Source organism: Methylobacterium sp. CM6257 (assembly GCF_054611515.1).
Genome location: NZ_CM137735.1, coordinates 6,880,041 through 6,896,778 on the forward strand (window position 1 = coordinate 6,880,041; position 16,738 = coordinate 6,896,778).

Annotated in this window: 13 protein-coding genes; 6 read left to right on the forward strand and 7 right to left on the reverse strand. The window is 71.3% G+C overall.

From position 1 onward, the window contains the following. Positions 1-163: 163 nt before the first annotated feature. The 5 genes from ACYCO6_RS33570 to ACYCO6_RS33590 all read right to left on the reverse strand — a co-directional run bounded on the left by ACYCO6_RS33570 (position 164) and on the right by ACYCO6_RS33590 (position 8,621). The gene (locus ACYCO6_RS33570) at positions 164-3,196 is read right to left on the reverse strand and encodes an Rne/Rng family ribonuclease (RefSeq protein WP_459767564.1); all 3,033 of its coding nucleotides are present in this window, start codon (positions 3,194-3,196) and stop codon (positions 164-166) included. 699 nt (positions 3,197-3,895) lie between these two features. Continuing rightward, on the reverse strand, positions 3,896-5,224 hold the full coding sequence (gene glcF / locus ACYCO6_RS33575) for a glycolate oxidase subunit GlcF (protein WP_459767566.1): 1,329 nt from the start codon (positions 5,222-5,224) through the stop codon (positions 3,896-3,898). Between the two features lie 57 nt (positions 5,225-5,281). Continuing rightward, on the reverse strand, positions 5,282-6,469 hold the full coding sequence (locus tag ACYCO6_RS33580) for an FAD-binding protein (RefSeq protein WP_459767569.1): 1,188 nt from the start codon (positions 6,467-6,469) through the stop codon (positions 5,282-5,284). Between the two features lie 148 nt (positions 6,470-6,617). Next, positions 6,618-8,060, reverse strand: a complete 1,443-nt coding sequence (locus ACYCO6_RS33585) for a lipopolysaccharide biosynthesis protein (RefSeq protein WP_459767571.1) — start codon at positions 8,058-8,060, stop codon at positions 6,618-6,620. Between the two features lie 102 nt (positions 8,061-8,162). Next, the gene (locus tag ACYCO6_RS33590; RefSeq protein ID WP_459773844.1) at positions 8,163-8,621 is read right to left on the reverse strand and encodes a GNAT family N-acetyltransferase; all 459 of its coding nucleotides are present in this window, start codon (positions 8,619-8,621) and stop codon (positions 8,163-8,165) included. 767 nt (positions 8,622-9,388) lie between these two features. Between ACYCO6_RS33590 and ACYCO6_RS33595 the strand changes: the two genes are divergently transcribed. The 5 genes from ACYCO6_RS33595 (at position 9,389) to ACYCO6_RS33615 (ending at position 14,784) form a co-directional block, all read left to right on the forward strand. Next, complete coding sequence (locus ACYCO6_RS33595) at positions 9,389-10,555, forward strand: type III PLP-dependent enzyme (RefSeq protein ID WP_459767573.1); 1,167 nt, start codon at positions 9,389-9,391, stop codon at positions 10,553-10,555. Positions 10,556-10,686: 131 nt separating this feature from the next. Next, positions 10,687-11,238 carry a GNAT family N-acetyltransferase gene (locus ACYCO6_RS33600; RefSeq protein ID WP_459767575.1) on the forward strand — a complete coding sequence of 184 codons (552 nt, stop codon included), beginning with the start codon at positions 10,687-10,689 and terminating at the stop codon, positions 11,236-11,238. Positions 11,239-11,554: 316 nt separating this feature from the next. Beyond that, the gene (gene dgcN / locus ACYCO6_RS33605) at positions 11,555-12,568 is read left to right on the forward strand and encodes an N-acetyltransferase DgcN (RefSeq protein ID WP_459767577.1); all 1,014 of its coding nucleotides are present in this window, start codon (positions 11,555-11,557) and stop codon (positions 12,566-12,568) included. A gap of 1 nt (position 12,569) precedes the next feature. Then, the gene (gene dgcA, locus ACYCO6_RS33610) at positions 12,570-13,553 is read left to right on the forward strand and encodes an N-acetyl-D-Glu racemase DgcA (RefSeq protein ID WP_459767579.1); all 984 of its coding nucleotides are present in this window, start codon (positions 12,570-12,572) and stop codon (positions 13,551-13,553) included. Positions 13,554-13,734: 181 nt separating this feature from the next. Then, on the forward strand, positions 13,735-14,784 hold the full coding sequence (locus tag ACYCO6_RS33615; RefSeq protein ID WP_459767581.1) for a ketopantoate reductase family protein: 1,050 nt from the start codon (positions 13,735-13,737) through the stop codon (positions 14,782-14,784). Between the two features lie 42 nt (positions 14,785-14,826). Here ACYCO6_RS33615 and ACYCO6_RS33620 read toward each other — a convergent pair whose 3' ends face one another. After that, entirely contained in the window at positions 14,827-15,165 is a 339-nt protein-coding gene (locus ACYCO6_RS33620) for a DUF1491 family protein (RefSeq protein ID WP_459767583.1), read from the reverse strand. A gap of 288 nt (positions 15,166-15,453) precedes the next feature. Between ACYCO6_RS33620 and ACYCO6_RS33625 the strand changes: the two genes are divergently transcribed. Beyond that, positions 15,454-15,744 carry a hypothetical protein gene (locus tag ACYCO6_RS33625; protein ID WP_459767585.1) on the forward strand — a complete coding sequence of 97 codons (291 nt, stop codon included), beginning with the start codon at positions 15,454-15,456 and terminating at the stop codon, positions 15,742-15,744. Between the two features lie 250 nt (positions 15,745-15,994). On the opposite strand, the gene ACYCO6_RS33630 is transcribed toward ACYCO6_RS33625, so the two are convergent. Next, on the reverse strand, positions 15,995-16,714 hold the full coding sequence (locus ACYCO6_RS33630; protein ID WP_459767587.1) for a peptidoglycan-binding domain-containing protein: 720 nt from the start codon (positions 16,712-16,714) through the stop codon (positions 15,995-15,997). Between the last annotated feature and the right edge of the window lie 24 nt (positions 16,715-16,738).

Below are 16,738 nucleotides of genomic sequence, written 5' to 3' on the forward strand. Positions count from 1 at the left end.
CCTCCCAAAAATCACGTCGGGGATGAAACTCGCATGAAATCTTCAATCAATGGTGAAAGGTAAACTTCCCCTTCCGCGATCGATCAAAGGTCTGCGTTTTGGCCGGCTCACCGAATGCTGGCGCGCGGTGCCCCCGGACTGACGATCATCCGGGGGCACGGCCTTATTCACCCGTCAATGCGGCCTTGGTGCGGGACCACCAGCCGGCGCGCTTCGGCCGGTCCGGATCGGCGGGGGGCGTCAGCACCACCGCCACGGGCTCGGGCGCCGGCACCGCAGCGGGTTCGGGCGCCGGGGCGGCCGGGGTTGCGGCCGTCTCCCGCGGCTCCGGTGCGGTTGTTTCAGGGGCGGGTGCAACCGGCAGGTCCAGGACGGTCTCGTCGCGGGACGCCGCGGGTGCGGACTCGACCGCTTCCGCCACAGCCTGAGCGCTCACCGGCTCTTCCGCCGGCAGCGCGTGGACATCGTCCGTCGCCTCCGGGGCCTCCTCCGTCTCGGCGGTCTCGCGGGTGCGGCCCTCGCCGCGCCCGCGTCCGCCCCGGCGTCCGCGGCGGCGGCGGCGGCCGCCCTCGTCCTCACCGCGGGGTGCCTCGTCCTGATCGGCGACGGTCTCCCCGCCCTCCTCGGACTCGGCCGCGATGGCCGCCTGGGCGGGCTCGCCGACGGGCTCCTCGGTCCCGGCCGGCTCCTCGCCGTCCCAGCCCTCGTCCCGACCGTTCTCCTCCTGGCGTCCGCCGTCCTGGCGCTCCTCCTCGGCGCGACCCTCCTGACGACCACCGCGCCGCCGGCGGCGACGGCGACGGCGACGGCCCTCGCCCTCCTCGCGCGACCCGTCCTCCCGCGCCTCGGCGGGGCCCTCCTCGGCCTCGCCCTCGACCTCCGCCTCAACCTCGTCGGCCTCCTCGTCCTCGTCCTCGAACTCCATGGCGGGTGAGATCGCCTGGGCGCGCACGCCCGTCACCGGGCCCTCGGCCCGCTGGGCGAGCTCACCCCGGTCGAGCTGGAACGCCGCGGTGGCGGCCAGCCGCTCGTCGGCCGCGATCGTGATGGTCACGCCGAAGCGCATCTCCAGCTCGCGCAGGTGCCCGCGCTTCTGGTTGAGGATGTAGAGGGCGACCTCGGTGCGGGTGCGCAGGACGAGGTTGTGGCTCGCCGACTTGAGCAGCGCCTCCTCGATGGAGCGCAGGATGTGCAGCGCCACCGACGAGGTGGCGCGCACGAAGCCCGAGCCGCCGCAATGGGCGCAGGGGATCGACGAGGATTCGAGCACGCCGGTCCGGATGCGCTGGCGGCTCATCTCCAGGAGGCCGAAGGGCGAGATCCGGCCCACCTGGATGCGGGCGCGGTCGTTCTTCAGGCACTCGTTGAGCTTCTTCTCGACGGCGCGGTTGTTGCGCTTCTCCTCCATGTCGATGAAGTCGATGACGATCAGGCCCGCGAGGTCGCGCAGCCGGAGCTGCCGGGCGACCTCCTCGGCGGCCTCCAGGTTCGTCTTGAGGGCGGTGTCCTCGATGTCGTGCTCGCGGGTGGCACGGCCGGAGTTCACGTCGATCGAGACCAGCGCCTCGGTCGGGTTGATGACGAGGTAGCCGCCGGACTTCAGCGAGACGTGGGTGGAGAACATCGCGTCGAGCTGTTGCTCGATGCCGTAGCGGGCGAAGATCGGTGTCGGGTCGCGGTAGGGCTTCACGACCTTGGACTGGCCGGGCATCAGCATCCGCATGAAGTCCTTGGCCTCGCGGTAGGCGTCCTCACCGGCGACCAGAACCTCGTCCAGATCCTTGTTGTAGAGGTCACGGATGGCGCGCTTGATCAGCGAGCCCTCCTCGTAGACCAGCGCCGGGGCCATCGAGGTCAGGGTCAGCTCGCGGACCGACTCCCACAGGCGCATCAGGTACTCGAAGTCGCGGGCGATCTCGGGCTTGGAGCGCGAGGCGCCCGCGGTGCGCAGGATGACGCCCATCCCCTCCGGCACCTCCAGGTCCTGCACGACCTCCTTGAGGCGCTTGCGGTCGGCCGCCGAGGTGATCTTGCGGGAGATCCCGCCGCCGCGGCCGGTGTTGGGCATCAGCACCGAGTAACGGCCGGCGAGCGACAGGTAGGTGGTCAGCGCCGCGCCCTTGGTGCCGCGCTCCTCCTTGACCACCTGCACCAGGATGATCTGGCGGCGCTTGATCACCTCTTGGATCTTGTACTGGCGGCGGTAGTGGCGGGGCCGCTCGGGGATCTCCGCGAGCGCGTCGCCGTTGCCGCCGACCTGGGCGATCTTGGGCTCGGCGTCGGGATCGTCGGATTCCTCGTCCGACTCGTCATCCCCCTCGTCGTCGGACTCGTCCTCGTCGTCCTCCGCCTCGTCCTCATCCTCGTCGTCGTCGGACTCGTCGTCCTCCGAGTCCTCCTCGTCGGACAGATCGTCGGCCTCGCCCGCGGGCGAAGCATCCGCGGCCGCTGCCTCCGCGTCATCCTCCGCGACGGTCTCGGCCGGCTCCTCGGCCACGGTCAGCGCCTCGGCCACGGCGATCCGGGCCTCGGGCTCGGGCGCGCCGGGATGCTCCGGGGCGGTCTGGTCGGGCTGCGTCTCGGCTCCAGTGGAGCGTTCTGCCTCGGGGGCGGGTCCGGCGGCCGGCGCCGGCTCGGCCTCCGCCTCGGGGATGTCGCCGGCCGCGGTCTCGGAGGCGAGCGCCTCCTGGACGGCCTCGGGGTTCTCGGCGAGCGTGTCGGGCATGCCGGCGGGGGCGATCCCAGCCTCGGCGGAGATCTCGGCTTGATCCTCAGCCTGCGGCGCCTCGGACGCATCCTCGGCGCTCACCGTCTCGTCGGCGTTGCGGGCGCGGGCCTCGGCGCGGCGGCCGCGGGAGCGGCGCGACGACCGGCGGCGGCGCTCCTCGCGCTCCCGGTGCTCCTCGGCGTCGCGGGCCTCCTCCTCGAGGAGCGCCTGCCGGTCGGCGAGCGGGATCTGGTAGTAGTCGGGGTGGATCTCGTTGAAGGCCAGGAAGCCGTGGCGGTTGCCGCCGTACTCGACGAAGGCCGCCTGGAGCGACGGCTCCACCCGGGTGACCTTGGCGAGATAGATGTTGCCGCGCAGCTGGCGCCGGTTGGCGGCTTCGAAGTCGAACTCCTCGACCCTAGACCCGTGGACCGTGACGACCCGGGTCTCTTCCGGGTGCATCGCGTCGATCAGCATTTTGTTGGCCATGTCGGACTCTCGGCATGGCGGCCGACGTCGTTCTCCGTGCCCGTGGTCCCGGCGGCGCCTCGCCCGACATCAAACCTGTCGGGCGCAGTGCCGGCCTCGTCGCCGAGGCGGATGGGTTCGAGGGGAAATTGCCGTCAACCGCCGGTCGGCGCCGTAGGCGCCTGGGGTTGAACCTGGCCGGGTCAAGGGACGGACCGGTGCGACGCACCTCTTGCGCCTCCGGGGCACGCGCAGCGCTCTGCTGGGCCGTGCGTCCGTCCATCCTGGTCCCGACCTCGCGAAACAATCTCGGCCGGATCGGACCGGCCGTGAATTCCTGGGTGCGGCGGAGGATCCGCCGCGTCGTGCGACACCTGCCCGATCGGGGAGGACACCCGCCGCCGCCAGAAGGGCCGACAGAGCCCACCGCGACGCCGCGTCCGTTTTCACGAGGAATTCGGCCGCGTCCGCGGGCCGCTGCGGCGGCCGGCGGGACCGGAAAGGGGTCGGTATCATTACAGACCGCTGCGCGGATTTGGCAAGGGTCAACCGTGAACTGATGTCACGGGCTCGTCACGGGGACTTGTCGAAGGACAGCCGCCCCTGCGAACGCAGCGCAGCGACCCCGTGCAGCGCGCGATCTCAGGCCTCGGCAGACCCTTGGGCCGCTTCGCTGCGCGCGCGATGACGGAGCGCCGCACTCTGGCAGGATTGCGCCTTCTACTCGGCCGCTTCGAGCCGTGGCGCCACATCGGCCAGGGCGGCCGGCTTCGGGCCGCCGGTCGCCCAGTCGAGCAGCTCCACCGTGTGGACGATCGGGATGTCCGTGCCCTTCCCGATCTGCGTGGCGCAGCCGATGTTGCCGGTGGCGATCACGTCGGGGCGCACGCGCTCGATATTGGTGACCTTCCGGGCGCGCAGCTTGAGGGCCAGCTCGGGCTGCAGGATGTTGTAGGTTCCCGCCGAACCGCAGCAGATATGGCCCTCGGGCACGTCCTTCACAATGAAGCCCGCGCGCTTGAGCAGCGCCTTCGGCTCCGTCCGGATGCCCTGGCCGTGCTGCATCGAGCAGGCCGAGTGATAGGCCACCACGAGGTCGCTCTCGGCCACCGGCGCGAGGTCGAGCTGCGCCACGAACTCGGTCACGTCCTTGGCGAGCGCCGAGACCCGACGCGCCTTCTCGGCATAGGCCGGGTCGTCGCGGAACATGAAGCCGTAATCCTTGATGGTCGTGCCGCAGCCCGAGGCGGTGACCAGGATCGCGTCGAGGCCCTTGGCGATCTCCGCGTCCCAGGCGTCGATCGTCTGCTTGGCGTGGGCGTGGGCCGAATGCTCCTGGCCCATGTGGTGGGTCAGCGCCCCGCAGCAGCCCTCGTTGGCGTGCACCACCTCAACCCCGTGACGGTTGAGCAGCCGGATCGCCGCCGCGTTGAAGTCCGGCCGCAGGACGCTCTGGGCGCAGCCGCGCAGCAGGGCGACGCGCTTGGCCGTCTGCCCCGCTGCCGGCGGGAACCGGCCCGGCCGGTTCGTCGGCTCGTGGCCGGGCAGGCGCGCCGGGGCGAGGTCGAGCATGGCGGCGAGCCGGTTGCCCACCCGCGGCAGTCGCGCCACCACGCCCCGGAACGGGGCGCCGAGCTTGGCGGCGATCAGCGCGAGGCGGAAGCGGTTCGGATAGGGCAGGACCTGGGCGAGCATCGCGCGCAGGAACCGGTCGCCGGCGGGCCGCGCGTAGGTCTTCTCGATATGAGCCCGGGCGTGGTCGACGAGGTGCATGTAGTGCACGCCCGACGGGCAGGTGGTCATGCAGGACAGGCAGGAGAGGCAGCGGTCGACATGCTTGACCACCTCCTGGGAGGCCGGCTTGCCGCCCTCCAGCATGTCCTTGATCAGGTAGATCCGGCCGCGGGGGGAATCGAGCTCGTCGCCGAGCAGCAGGTAGGTCGGGCAGGTCGCTGTGCAGAAGCCGCAATGCACGCAGGTTCGCAGGATCTTCTCCGAGGCCGCCATGGCGGGATCGGCGAGCTGGGCGGGGTTGAAGTTGGTCTGCACGGGTCACATCCTCGGCGCCTCGCCTCCCCGCGGCCGGGGAGGGGCGGAATCTGAAGCTTACAGTCCGGCGTACATCCGGCCCGGGTTGAGCACCCCGGCGGGGTCGTGCGCCGTCTTGATGCCCCCCGTGAGGCGCATCAGCGGCTCGGCGAGGGGCTGGAACACCGGCACCGCGGCCCGCACGGCGTCGGGCGCGCGCACCAGCGTCGCGTGACCGCCCTGCGCCCGCACGGCCCTGCGCACCAGCTCGGCGCCGGCATCGCCCTCGGCGCCGGTGGCGAGCCAGATCAGGCCTCCGCCCCAGTCGTAGAACCAGCGCGCGTCGCGCTCGGCCGCGATCGCCGCCACCAGGGCCGGCCCGTGCGTGGGAGCCGTCGAGATCCGCCAGAGCGCGGCGTCGCGGGGCTCGGCGAGGGACTTCGCGTCGCGCACCGACCGCCAGAGGGCGGCGCCGGCCTCGCCGTCCACGATGTCAGGCTGTCCGTAGCGCTTCAGCAGGCGCCGCAATTCGCCGAGCCGGTAGTCGATGGAATCCGAAAACCCCTCCAGGCGCATCAGCGTGCGCGCCTCCGGGGCGCCGCACCCGGCCGGCAGATGGGCCGCGCCGGTCAGCTCGAAGGGCGAGCCCAGCGCTTCCGACAGGGCCGTGACCGCGCGGGCGTCGTCGAGCCCGGAGAAGACCAGGGTCGCGACCCGCTCGCAGGCCGGCAGCACCTTGAAGATGACCTCGGTGAGAAGGCCCAGTGTGCCGTGCGCGCCGGCTATGAGCTTCACGAGGTCGAGGCCGGTGACGTTCTTCATCACCCGGCCGCCCGACTTGATCGCCTCGCCCCGCCCGTTGATGAACCGCACGCCGATCAGGTTGTCCCGGGCCGCCCCGGCGTTGATCCGGCGCGGACCGGCATTGTTGATCGCCGCCACGGCCCCGAGGGTCGGCTCGCCGATGCTGCCGTAGAGGCCGCGCAGGTCCATGGGTTCGAAGGGCAGCATCTGACCCCGGGAGGCGAGCAGCGCCTCGACCTCGGCGAGCGGCGTGCCGGCCCGGGCCCCGACAACCATCTCGGCGGGCTCATAGAGCGTGATGCCGGTCAGCGCCTTTGCGGAGAGAGTCGCGGCGTCCTGCGCGGGCCGGCCGAGCCCCGCGGCCGTGCCGCCGCCGACCAGCCGCAGGCGCTCACCACGCCCGGCCGCCGCCTGCACGATCTCCCCGGCCTCCGCCTCGGTGCCGGGCTCGTAGACCCCCATCGTTTCCGTCCCGGTCCTGTTTGTATCCATTCCAGGACGGGTGTCGCCGGAACGGGCGGTGGATTCAAGCGGGGGTGGAGTCGCGGGGTTTCAGCGGCTGGGTTTCCTCTGCGGGGCCGGTGCTACGCCCGGTCATCGTGATCGAAACCTACTCCGCCGCCACCGCCCGCGCCGGGCGCAGCCGTGCCATGACCTGGCGGCGCAGGCCGGCGATGTCGAAGATCCAGACCAGCGCCCCGTAGAGGACCATCCCGGTCGGGACGAGGGTTGCCAGGGCGGTGGCCGGGGGCAGGTGGCGGAACGGGGCGAGCGCCAGTCCCATCGCCGCGCAGGCCAGCGCCGCGGTGCCGATCTCGGTCCAGGGCAGGACGACGCGCTGCGGACCCGTGAGCGCGCGCCACCCGAGCCAGAGCCCGGCGGCGGCGAGCCCGAGGGTCTGCGCCAGGGCGACCCCGATCCCGCCCAGCAGGTCCGGCAGGAGCAGGAGGCCGGCGCCGTTGACCGCGAGCCCGACCAGGGCCGCGGCGATCACGGGAAGCGTCCGGCGTCGGATCTGGAAAACCGGGTTGAGGGCGAAGAACATCATCGACAGGCAGAACAGGCCGGGCATCAGCGCGACGCTGTAGCTCTCGAACGGGCCGCGATAGGCGTCGGGCACCACCAGTCCCTGGAGGGCCGGCAGCACGGCCCAGAACCCGACCGCGCAGGGCGCCAGCAGTGCGAACACGGTGCCGGCATTCGCGGCGACCTGCGCCTCGGCCGCCGCGCGGCCGTGCTGCTCCTCGGCCTGGACCGCGAGCTGGAACAGCAGCAGGTCGAGGGCGGTGCCCAGGGTCATCAGGGAGCGCGAGGTGACGTCGGCCGCCAGCGCGAAGTAGCCGGCCTCCGCGAAGCCGGCATGGCCCGCGATGGCGCCGCGGTTGACGAAGGCGAGGCACTGGTAGGCCGTGTTGGCGGCGATCAGCGGCAGGCCGTAGCGGGCGAAGACCCGCCAGGTGGCGGAGAGGCGCGGCCGCTCGAAGGGCATCCGGGGGTCTCGGAGCGGGTGGCGCAGCAGGAACACCGCGAGGAGCTGGCTGATCCCCGCCGCCGCCAGCACCCAGGCCGGCTGGGGCAGCCACCAGGCGGCCGCGGCCATCATGGCGAAGGACAGAAGGTTCTTCACCGCGACGAGGCCGAGATAGAGCTTCCCGTCGAACCGCGCCCGGGCCAGTGCCGCGTGGTAGTCGAACACGCCGATCCCGAGCGCCGCGAGCCCCGTGCCGCACAGCACCGCCTCGCGGCCGTCCGCGCCGCCGGCGAAGCCGAAGGCTCCGCACAGGGCCGCAGCGGCCAGCAGGAGCAGGCCGATGCGCAGATAGGCGCGGTCGAGCCCGTGGCGGATCCAGGGCTCGTCGACGCGCACGCGCCCCGAATAGAACCGCGTCGCCGAGAGCCGCAGCCACTCGAACAGAACCGTGTTCAGCACGATCGCCCCGGTGGTCGCCAGCGCGAACCGGCCGAAATCGGCAGGTCCCAGAAGCTTGGCGATCAGGAGCCCGAGGACGAAGTTCAGCCCCGCATTGATGATGAAGGCGGCGATCACGGCCATGGACGGCATCTCATGAGCGGCGGAGTCTTTCTCGGGCAATCCGCGCGATGTAGCGCGGGACCCGTAAAACTCCCCTAACCGGGCGGGAACGGGGCGGCGCTCCTACAGCCCGCGCTCGTAGCGCCAAGCCTCCATGCCGTCCTCGTAATACTGGGGCCGCACGGCAAAGCGCGTGTAGCCCCGGCGCTCGTAGAGGCGGATTCCGGCGCCGTTATCGGCCCGGACCTCCAGGCGCAGGCGGTCGCAGCCATGGCTGCGCGCCCGGTCCTCCGCGGCATCGAGGAGCTTGCCGCCGATCCCCAGGCCGCCCCGGTTCGGCGCCACCGCGATCGAGACGAGACGGGCGATTCGGCTGTTGCGCCGCCGCTCCAACACCGCCGCGCCGACGAGAACCGGGCCCCGTTCCCCGTCTGGCGCGTCGATCAGCGCCGCCAGCACGTCCATGGTGGCCGACCGGATTGCGTGGCGGATCGCCCGGCGCTCGGCCCGGTCGGTGGCGAAGGCCGCGTGCTCCAGCGCGACCAGGGCGTCGAGATCGGCGAGCGTGGCGGCGCGGATCATCGGCTCCGGGAGCCCGTCGCCGACAGGATGGCGCAGGGGGGCGCTCACGCCCGCGCCGTCGCGGTGGATCTGGTCGGCCCCGCCATCACTCGCTCGCCTGAGTACTCTGCCCCCCGCGGTCAGATGCCCGCTTCCGCCCGGCTTGGGAAGCCCGTGCCGCCTCCGGCGCGCATTCAAGATGCGCTGTTTTTGCAACGGACTGCGCCGGCTGTGGATTTGGCGCGAAAATGGAGCTGTTCCGGGGCACATTCCCCTTGTCGCGCCGGGCTTTACTCCGTATATGCGCCGTGCCCAATTTCGCACGTGCCTGTGGCCGCGTGTCGGTTGGTGGGCATCCGGTCAACTGCCGGACAGCCGCCAGGGGTCTTAAAGGATCGATGGTCGCAAGGGTGGATCCCTACGGCCGGCATCCAGGTGGCGACACCGGACCCCGACAACAACCGGCAGCCGGAGGCGAAACCGGCGAACCCCGCTCTCCACGGGGGACGCAGCTTAAAGCAACGACGAACGGGCTTTTTTGGTCTCGTCGGCCCTCCAAAGGCCGGCACCGAAGAGGCTTGTTTCTCTTTGCCCGGCGTGCGGTGGGGGTCCTCCCTTCCAATCCACGGCAGCTTCCGGGTGCTCTGCGCCCGCTCCGACGCACGCGTCTCCAAAGCGCGTGGGTCTGCGCGACGCATCGCCCCCTGACGCCGGCGGCCAGTCCTGGCCGTCACCTTCGACAGCGCGCCCCGCGTAGGGCGCACGCGAACCTGTGCCGGGAGACGACCATGACCGACCGCATCCGTGACTTCCTGCGCGTGCGCCGCGACCTCGGTCAGGACGAGGGCCCCGTGATGGTCCTCGATCTCGAGGTCGTGCGTGACAACTACACCGCCTTCGCGCGCGCCCTGCCGGACACCCGCGTCTTCTACGCGGTGAAGGCGAACCCGGCCCCCGAGGTGCTGCGCCTGCTCGCCGAGATGGGTTCCTGCTTCGACACCGCGTCGGTGGCCGAGATGGAGATGGTGCTGGCCGCCGGCGCCACCGCCGACCGGATCTCCTTCGGCAACACCATCAAGAAGGAGCGCTGCATCGGCCGCGCCCTGAAGCTCGGCATCCGCCTGTTCGCGGTCGACTGCCAGGCCGAGGTCGAGAAGATCGCCCGGGCCGCCGAGGCGACGGGCGTGCCGGCCGGGGAGGTGCGGGTGTTCTGCCGCATCCTGTGCGACGGCGCGGGCGCCGACTGGCCGCTCTCGCGCAAGTTCGGCTGCGTGCCCGAGATGGCCGCGGACGTGCTGGAGCACGCCCACCGCCAGGGGCTCGAGGCCTACGGCATCTCGTTCCATGTCGGCTCGCAGCAGGGCAACACCGAGGCCTGGGACGGAGCGCTGGCCTCCGCGGCGGGGATCTTCCACGAATGCGCGGAGCGCGGGATCGGCCTGTCGATGGTCAATCTCGGCGGCGGCTTCCCGACCAAGTACCTCAAGGCGGTGCCGGGCGTGGAGAGCTACGGCGAGGCGATCTTCCGGGGTCTGACCAAGCATTTCGGCAACCAGATCCCCGAGACGATCATCGAGCCGGGCCGCGGCATGGTCGGCAATGCCGGCCTGATCGAGGCGGAGGTCGTGCTGGTCTCGAAGAAGTCCGTGGCCGAGGACGAGGTGCGCTGGGTCTACCTCGACATCGGCAAGTTCGGCGGTCTCGCCGAGACCATGGACGAGGCGATCCGCTACCCGATCCGCACCGCGCGGGACGGGGACGCGACCGAGCCCTGCGTCATCGCCGGGCCGACCTGCGACTCGGTGGACGTGCTCTATGAGCGGCAGCTCTACCCGCTGCCGGTCTCGCTCTCGATCGGCGACAAGGTGCTGATCGAGGGCGCGGGCGCCTATACCACCACCTACGCGGCGGTGGCCTTCAACGGCTTCCCGCCCCTTCAGCAGATCGTCATCTGATCTGCTGCAGAACGTCCCGGCAGCCCTTGGCTGCCGGGAGCGATCGTCCGCTGCCGCATCGACGGATCAGGCTCGACCGTCCGTCGGAATCCACCGCTTCTCCCGCTTGCCGGCCCGGGGAGGGCACAGCCATGATCGAGATCCGCGCGGAGCATCTCCACGACGTCCCGGCGCGCGAGCGCCTGCTCGACGCGTGCTTTCCCGGCAACCGACGCGCCAAGACCTCGGAGCGCCTGCGCGAGGGCCGTCTGCCGGCCCGCGGCCTCGCCTTCGCGGCGATCCGGGCCGGGCGGCTCGTCGGCACCCTGCGGCTGTGGCACGTCGAGGCCGGGCTCGCCCGCCCGGCGCTGCTGCTCGGCCCGCTCGCCGTCGATCCGGCGATCCAGGGGCAGGGGCTCGGCTCGGTGATGATGCAGGCGGCCCTCGGCCGGGCGGAATCCCTCGGGCACGGCGCCGTGCTGCTGGTCGGCGACGCGCCCTACTACGCGCGCTTCGGCTTCGACCGGGCGCTCGCGGAGGGTCTGACCCTGCCGGGGCCGTTCGAGCGCGAACGCTTCCTCGGGCTGGAGCTGCGCCTGGGCGCGCTGGCAGGCGCCGACGGTCTGGTCCGGGCGACCGGCGTGCTGTCGCCGGTGGGCGCGGTGGCCAACGAGGCGGGGGTGGCGCGACGACGCGCCGCCTGAGCGCGACGGCCCTCGGCCGCTGAGGTTGAGGACGGTTCTCCCAGACTCGACCTCATCCTGAGGTGCGGCGCAGCCGCCTCGAAGGAGCCCTCCAGGGATCGCGCGGCATCTGGAGCCCTCCTTCGAGGCCTCCGCTGCGCTGCGGCACCTCAGGATGAGGGAGAGCGTTGGAGGAGCGTCCATTCCGGATGGCGCAACCCGGTCATGTCCGAAACGGCGGCCGCGTCCACTCCCCTGGCCGGCCTCATGCATTGCGTCCGGCGCCCGCGATCCCGCATAGACGATCCGCCGGCCTCCGGAGAAGGTTGCTCGACCGATGCAGATCGCCACGCCCTACCTGATGTTCCTCGGCGACGTGCCGGACACGCTGGCGGCCAAGACCGCCTACGGGATCAAGGACTGGCGCCCCGAATGGTGCGTCGGCCAGATGCGCCTGCCCGGCTGCGCCGCCGACCTCGGCATCCCCGACATGACCCTGCCCGAGGCCCTGGCGAAGGGCTGCCGGACGTTGGTGATCGGCGTCGTCAACGCCGGCGGCGTGCTGCCGGACCATTGGATCAAGGAGATCGTGGCGGCGATCGAGGCCGGCCTCGACGTGGCGAGCGGCCTGCACGTCAAGCTCGGCACGATCCCGGCCATCGCGGAGGCCGCGGCGCGGCGCGGCCGCCAGCTCCACGATGTCCGCCACACGGACGAGCGCTTCCCCACCGGGAAGGGCACCAAGCGGGCGGGCCGGCGCCTCCTGACCGTCGGCACCGACTGCTCGGTCGGCAAGAAGTACACCGTCCTGGCGCTGGAGCGCGGGATGCGCGAGCGCGGCCTCGACGCCGATTTCTGCGCCACCGGCCAGACCGGCGTGTTCATCTCCGGCCGGGGCGTCGCCATCGACGCCGTGGTGGCCGACTTCATCTCCGGCGCCGTCGAGACGATCTCGCCGGAGGCCGCCCCGAACCACTGGGACCTGATCGAGGGCCAGGGCTCGCTGTTCCACCCGTCCTTCGCGGGCGTCAGCCTCGGCCTGCTGCACGGCGCCCAGCCCGACGCCTTCGTGGTCTGCCACGAGCCGACCCGCACCACGATGCGCGGCGTGAAACACCCGCTGCCGACCATCCGGCAGGTCATCGACCTCACCATGCAGCTCGGAAGCCTGACCAACCCCGGGATCAAGCCGGTGGGCATCGCGGTCAACACGCAGGCGCTCGGCGAGGCCGAGGCGCGGGCGCTGCTGGACGCGCTCGCCGCGGAGCACAACCTGCCCGCCACCGACCCGGTGCGCTTCGGCGTCGACGGGCTGGTGGACCGGATCGTCGCCGACTTCCCGGGAGCCTGACATGGCCCGCCGCCTGACCCTCGCCGTCGAGCGCTTCCCGATCGCGGGTGCGTTCACGATCTCCCGCGGCAGCCGCACCGAGATCGCCGTCGTGGTGGCGACCATCACGGACGGGGATCGGGTCGGGCGCGGTGAGTGCGTGCCCTATCCGCGCTACGGCGAGAGCGTCGAGAGCGTCAGCGCCCTGGTCGAGGGGCAGGCGGGGGCGATCGCGGCCGGGATCGGCCGGGACGAATTGATGACGCGCATGAAGGCGGGCGCGGCGCGCAACGCCCTCGACTGCGCGCTGTTCGACCTCGAAGCCAAGCTCCTGGGCCGTCCCGCCTGGGAGATCGCCGGGCTGCCGGCGCCGCAGCCGGCCATCACCGCCTACACGCTGAGCCTCGGTACGCCGGAGAGCATGGGCGAGGCCGCCCGCAAGGCCGCCCACCGTCCGCTCCTCAAGGTGAAGCTCGGTGGGGCAGGGGACCCGGAGCGGATCGCCGCCGTGCGGGAGGGGGCGCCGGAGGCCCGGCTGATCGTCGACGCCAACGAGGCGTGGCGGCCCGAGACCGTCGAGGCCAACCTCGACGCCTGCCTGAGGGCCGGCGTCGCGCTGATCGAGCAGCCGCTGCCGGCCGATGCCGATTCGCTGCTCGCCGAGATCGCGCATCCCGTGCCGGTCTGCGCCGACGAGAGCCTCCACGACCGCGCCGGCCTCGACGCGCTGGCCGGGCGCTACGACGCGATCAACATCAAGCTCGACAAGACCGGCGGCCTCACCGAGGCGGTGCTGCTCGCCCGCGAGGCCAGGGCGCGGGGCCTCTCGATCATGATCGGTTGCATGCTCGGCACCTCGCTCGGGATGGCGCCGGCCGCGCTCCTCGCCGACATGGCCGATTTCGTCGATCTCGACGGGCCGCTGCTGCTGGCCCGCGACCGCGAGCCGCCGCTCCGCTACGAGGGCAGCCTGATGCACCCGCCCACACCGGAGCTGTGGGGATAGGAATCGCGCGGCTTGTCACTAACCCGACGCCACATCGGGTTTGGGATCAGATATACCAGAAGGCTTGCGTTCCGCCCGGCCGGCTGCCATCCATCGGCGGTGCGATGGGGGGCGTGGCGCGGACGCGCCGTACCCAGCAGCCAGAAGACCAACAGCAAGACCAATGCTGGGGAGGAACGACGTGGCCAGAAACATCCTGATCCTGGGGGCTTCCTACGGTTCGCTGCTGGGGACCAAGCTCCTGATGGCCGGTCACAACGTGACCCTGGTCTGCCGGCGCAAGACCGCCGACCTGATCAACCGGGCGGGCACCGAGGTCCGCATCAAGCTGCGCGACGAGCCGAACCACCGCTCGATCCTGTCGCGCGACCTGCCCGGCAAGCTCGACGCGATGCCGCCGGAAGACGTCGACGTGTCGCGCTACGACCTCGTCGGTCTCGCCATGCAGGAGCCGCAGTACAACAACCACACGATCCGCGTCCTCATGATCAAGATCGCGGCGGCGAAGCTGCCGTGCCTGTCGATCATGAACATGCCGCCGCTGCCCTATCTCAAGCGGATCCCGGCGCTGGCCGCCATGGACCTCGAGGACGCCTACACCAATGCCGGCGTCTGGGACCGGTTCGAGCCGGGGCTGATGTCGCTCTGCTCCCCCGACCCGCAGGCCTTCCGGCCGCCCGAGGAGGAGGCCAACGTCCTGCATGTCGGGCTGCCGACGAACTTCAAGGCCGCGACCTTCGCGGACGCGGCGCACAACCGGATGCTCCGGGAGCTGGAGGCCGACATCGACGCGGTGCGCCTCGACGGGCAGGACGTGCCGGTCAAGCTCAAGGTGTTCGACTCGCTGTTCGTGCCGCTGGCGAAGTGGTCGATGCTGCTGACCGGCAATTACCGCTGCATCACCCCGGGCGAGCCGCAGTCGATCCACGACGCCGTCCACGGCGATCTGGCGCGCTCGCGGGCGATCTACGATCACGTCGACGCAATCGCCCGGAAGCTCGGCGCCGATCCGGCCGATCAGGTGCCGTTCGAGAAATACGCCAAGGCCGCCGAGAGCCTGCTGAAGCCGTCCTCGGCCGCGCGGGCGGTGGCGAACGGCGCGCCCTACATCGAGCGGGTCGATCTGCTCGTGAAACTGATCGCGCACCAGCTCGGCGAGCCCAGCGCCGAGATCGACCGCACGGTCGAGATCGTGGACCGGAAGCTCGACGAACGCATCATCGAGGGCTGACCGATCCTGCGCGTGGCATGACCATGCCGCGCGCCCTGAAGGCTACTCCGCCAAGTCCAGAAAGTGCCGCCCCTGTCGGTCGTCGATCTCGATGATCCAGAGATCGGAATCGAACCGGATCTCCTTGGTCAGGCGCTCCTCCACGTCGAGCGGGCTGCCGCCGGTGATGACGGCGGTGAAGCGGCGATCGCCACTCTCCTCGGCCTCGAACAGGGCCTGCGGCGCCGGCCCGTAGAGGTCGGCGCTGCCGTCGAGGCGGTCGACCTTCACGAAGATTGCACCTGCCTCCGCGGCCCCGCGCCGGCGCAGCACGGCCGGGATTCCCGCGACATCGAGGCGTCGCAGGTGGGCCGAGACCCAGAAGTCGGAGCGCAGGCGCATTCGTCTGTGGCCCTCTGAAAACCTGTCCGCCATGCGCGAAAGGGGCGGCCCTGGCAACGGGGAGCGCACGCGGCCGTGCCGTGCCGCCGATCGCCGCGCCGCCGGATCTGCCCTCCGGAGTTCAGCACGGTTCAGCAGTTCGAATATTCCTTGCAATAATCGTGCATTTTTCGGGATTAAAATCCGAATGAATGTTGTGTGATTTCGCACATCTACAGTATTGCCTGATGATTAACTGAGCAAAGGGCGCCCAAATTCGCAAGTCACGATGATTTTAGGAGCACTCCGATGCGGAGAATGATCTCGCTTGCCACGCTGGCCGCCGCCTGCCTGTGCGTTCTCATTCCCTCGACCGGCGTGCGTTCGGAGACGCTCATGGATTTACTGGGTCACCGTGGCTCCGCGTCCTGCCCGCGCTATCAGCCGACGCCGCGCACTCCCTGCAACATCGTGGTGCTGCGGCCGGGCGGAAATCCCACACAGGACATGAGCGGTTCGATCGGCCACGCGAAATCCTGGCAGGCCAATGGCGGTCCGCGTTGCAAGACGATCTGCCGCTTCACCGGCACGCAATACTAGGGCTGCGCGGCCGGCACCTACCGATGATCGGTGCCCGCGCGGGAGCTGCTCCGGCGCGGGCTGCCACTGGACGGAATGAGCGCGTCCCATACGCCACCTCATCCTGAGGTGCCTGCGTCAGCGGGCCTCGAAAGGGGGCTCCAGGGATCCGCGCGGCGAGCTGGAAGGCTCCTTCGAGGCGGCCGCCGCGCTCCGACATCTCAGGATGAGGGAGCGGGTTGGAGTCCCCGGCACATCCCGACCGATACCGTTAACCGTGACCGGCGCGGGCGACCAGCTCCCGCAGGGTCCGGCCCGTGGCCTCGCCGGTGACCGGCAGCTTGGCGCTGCGCTCGAACTTCTCGATCGCCGCGCGGGTGCCCGGGCCCATCGCGCCGTCGGCCTTAACCGCGTAGCCGAGCTTCGACAGCGCCTTCTGTGCCCGCAGGATTGGATCCGCATCCTTCTCGAGCTTGGCCGCCTTGGACGCCTCTCTGGGGGCTGCCGGCTTCGCGGTGGCCCGGGGCGGGGACGCCTTCGGGGTCACGGAGGCGGTGGTCTCATCGGAGCGGATCAGCTCGCCGATCGCGTCCCGGGCTGCCGGCTTGGCCGGGGCGGGCGCGGCAGGCCGGTCGGGCTCGGAGCGGGCCGGATCCCGTGTCGGCTCCTTGGTGAGCTCCTTGGCGGGCTCTTTGGCGGCGGCCGCCACCTCACGCGGAGCGGGAGCCTTCTGGGCCAGCTTGGGCAGGATCGGCGCCGGATGACGCCCGGCCTGATGGCCCAGCGCGTTGACACAGATGAAGCCTGCGGCGCCGGCGGCCACGAGGCTGCCGAGGACAGTGCCCGGGCTGTTCCGGCACGTGGTGCCGGTCGCCTTCAGCGCGCTCACGAGCACGGTGCGCCAATCGCCCTGGACGGCGGCGCGACGCGGCGCCGGACGGCGCACGCGGTTGGCTTCGCCGGGCACGGTGATCTCGCGGTAGCCTGACATCGTGTCTCCTTCCGGGGATCTGGG

Excerpts from the sequence above, each read along its gene's own strand:
- ACYCO6_RS33570 (WP_459767564.1), bottom strand. The coding sequence starts at position 3,196 with ATGGCCAACAAAATGCTGATCGACGCGATGCACCCGGAAGAGACCCGG.
- ACYCO6_RS33580 (WP_459767569.1), bottom strand. The coding sequence starts at position 6,469 with ATGGGGGTCTACGAGCCCGGCACCGAGGCGGAGGCCGGGGAGATCGTG.
- ACYCO6_RS33585 (WP_459767571.1), bottom strand. The coding sequence starts at position 8,060 with ATGGCCGTGATCGCCGCCTTCATCATCAATGCGGGGCTGAACTTCGTC.
- ACYCO6_RS33590 (WP_459773844.1), bottom strand. The coding sequence starts at position 8,621 with ATGATCCGCGCCGCCACGCTCGCCGATCTCGACGCCCTGGTCGCGCTG.
- ACYCO6_RS33595 (WP_459767573.1), top strand. The coding sequence starts at position 9,389 with ATGACCGACCGCATCCGTGACTTCCTGCGCGTGCGCCGCGACCTCGGT.
- ACYCO6_RS33600 (WP_459767575.1), top strand. The coding sequence starts at position 10,687 with ATGATCGAGATCCGCGCGGAGCATCTCCACGACGTCCCGGCGCGCGAG.
- dgcN (WP_459767577.1), top strand. The coding sequence starts at position 11,555 with ATGCAGATCGCCACGCCCTACCTGATGTTCCTCGGCGACGTGCCGGAC.
- dgcA (WP_459767579.1), top strand. The coding sequence starts at position 12,570 with ATGGCCCGCCGCCTGACCCTCGCCGTCGAGCGCTTCCCGATCGCGGGT.
- ACYCO6_RS33620 (WP_459767583.1), bottom strand. The coding sequence starts at position 15,165 with ATGCGCCTGCGCTCCGACTTCTGGGTCTCGGCCCACCTGCGACGCCTC.
- ACYCO6_RS33625 (WP_459767585.1), top strand. The coding sequence starts at position 15,454 with ATGCGGAGAATGATCTCGCTTGCCACGCTGGCCGCCGCCTGCCTGTGC.
- ACYCO6_RS33630 (WP_459767587.1), bottom strand. The coding sequence starts at position 16,714 with ATGTCAGGCTACCGCGAGATCACCGTGCCCGGCGAAGCCAACCGCGTG.